The organism is Burkholderia sp. Tr-20355 (assembly GCF_017104685.1).
GTDB lineage: Bacteria > Pseudomonadota > Gammaproteobacteria > Burkholderiales > Burkholderiaceae > Burkholderia > Burkholderia seminalis.
In genome coordinates this window covers 1-2,325 of sequence record NZ_JAAGPK010000338.1, presented here as the reverse complement: position 1 = coordinate 2,325, position 2,325 = coordinate 1, and the positions used below count along the sequence as shown (strand labels likewise).

The 2,325-nt window shown below is 72.3% G+C and carries 1 protein-coding gene; it reads left to right on the top strand.

What is annotated here, in order from left to right:
* The coding region (locus tag G3N62_RS35095; RefSeq protein ID WP_206141526.1) for a non-ribosomal peptide synthetase at positions 1–2,325 on the top strand (2,325 nt) is incomplete at both ends.

The following is a 2,325-nucleotide window of genomic DNA, read 5'->3' as shown; positions in this document are numbered from 1 at the left end:
CTGCGTCGGCGTGCCGGCCGCGAACCGCGAACGCGCGGAAGTCGCCGGCCTGATCGGCTTCTTCGTCAACACGCTGGCGATCGACGTCGACGTGCCCGCGCACGGCGATTTCTCGTCGCTGGTCGCACGCACGCAGCGCGCGCTCGTCGACGCGCAGATGCACCAGGACGTGCCGTTCGAGCAGGTGGTCGACGCGCTCGGCGTGCCGCGCAGCGCGAGCCATCATCCGCTGTTCCAGGTCATGGCCGCGTATGGCGAGCGGCGCGCGCTGCCGGCGCTCGGCGCGGCGTCGGCCGCGTTGCTGCCGTCCGGCACGCCGTCCGCGAAATTCGACCTGACGCTGTCCGTCGAGGCGACGCCCGACGGCACGTTCGACGCCGCTTTCATCTACGCGCTCGACCTGTTCGACGCGGACGCGATCGCGCGGCTGGCCGCGCGATTCGTCACTCTGCTGACCGATGCGCTCGCACGTCCCGACAGGCCGGTCGGCGATCTCGACTGGCTGCCCGCCGACGAGCGTGCCCAGCTCTTTGCGTGGAACGCGCCGGCCGGCGCGACCGATGCCGAACCGTTCGTGCCCGTGCATGCGCGTATCGCCGCGCATGCGCAAGCGTGGCCGGACGCGCGCGGTGTCGCCGATATCGACCGCGCGCTGACGCGCGGCGAAGTCGATGCACGCGCGGCGCGCCTCGCCCGCCATCTGGTCGCGGCCGGCGTCCGGCCCGAGATGCGCGTCGGCGTCGCGCTGCAGCGCTCGGTCGACCTGCTCGTCGCGCTGATCGCGGTGCTGAAGTCGGGCGCCGCGTTCGTGCCGCTCGATCCCGCGCATCCGCGCGAACGGCTCGCGCAGATCGTCGGCGACGCGAACATCGCGCACGTGCTGACCGACGGCGCGAGCGCCGCGTCGCTGCCCGAACTGCCGGCGCTGCGCGTCTGGCGCGCCGATGCGATCGATGCGCTCGACGAGGCCGGGCACGTCGTGCTGCCGGACGTGCTGCCGGGCCACGCGGCCTATGCGATCTACACGTCGGGCTCGACCGGCAAGCCGAAGGGCGTGATCGTCGACCATGCATCGTTCGCGCTGCATTGCGCGGCGATCGCCGAGCGCTACGGCGCGGGCGAGCACGACGTGTTCCTGCTGTTCCAGTCGGTCAACTTCGACGGCGCGCATGAAGGCTGGTTTTCGCAATACATGTCGGGCGCCGCCGTGTCGGTGACGGCCGACGTTCTGTGGCCGCCCGCGCAGACCTGCGCGATGATGGTACGCGACGGCGTGACGATGACCTATGTGCCGCCGGGCTGCGCAGCGCAACTCGCCGAATGGGCGCTCCAGCACGGTGCGCCGCCGACGCTGCGTTCGCTGACCGTCGGCGGCGAGGCCACGTCGCGCGAAGCGTTCGCGATGCTGCGCCGTGCGCTGCCGAACGTTCGCGTGGTCAACGGCTACGGCCCGACCGAGACGGTCATCACGCCGACGCTGTGGATGTTCCGGCCCGGCGACGATCTGGCGAAGCTCGGCGACGCCGCGTACCTGCCGATCGGCACGCTGGTCGGCGCGCGCACCGCGCATGTGCTCGACGCGCGGCTGCATCCGCTGCCGGTCGGCGTGATCGGCGAACTGTATCTGGGTGGCGAGGGGATCGGTGTCGCGCGCGGCTATCTCGACCGTCCGGCACTGACGGCGGAGCGCTTCGTGCCCGACCCGTACGGCGCGGCGGGCGCGCGGCTGTACCGTACCGGCGACCTCGTGCGCCGCCGCGCGGACGGCGTATTCGACTTCATCGGCCGCGTCGACCACCAGGTGAAGCTGCGCGGGCTGCGCATCGAACTCGGCGAAATCGAGGCGCAGCTGGCCGCGCACGATGCGGTGCGCGAAGCGTGCGCGGTCGTGCACGGGCAGGGTGCGCTCGCGCAGCTCGTCGCGTATGTCGAGCTGACCACCGATGCGCGGGCCGCCGCGCAGCCGGTCGAAGCCACGACGCTCGATGCGCACCTGCGCCGCACGCTGCCCGATTACATGGTGCCCGCGCAACTGATCGTGCTCGACGCGCTGCCGCGCAACGCGAACAGCAAGGTCGACCGTGCGCGGCTGCCGGCGCCGGTGCGCGTCGAACGCGCGTACGAGGCGCCGCGCGACGGCGACGAAACCGCGCTCGCGGCGATCTGGTGCGACGTGCTGAATCTCGAGCGCGTCGGCCGCGGCGATCACTTCTTCGATCTCGGCGGCCATTCGCTCGCGGCCGTGCGGGTCGCGACACGCGTGGCGGAACGGCTCGGCCGCGACGTGCCGGTACGCGCGCTGTTCGAGGCGCCCGTGCTCGCACA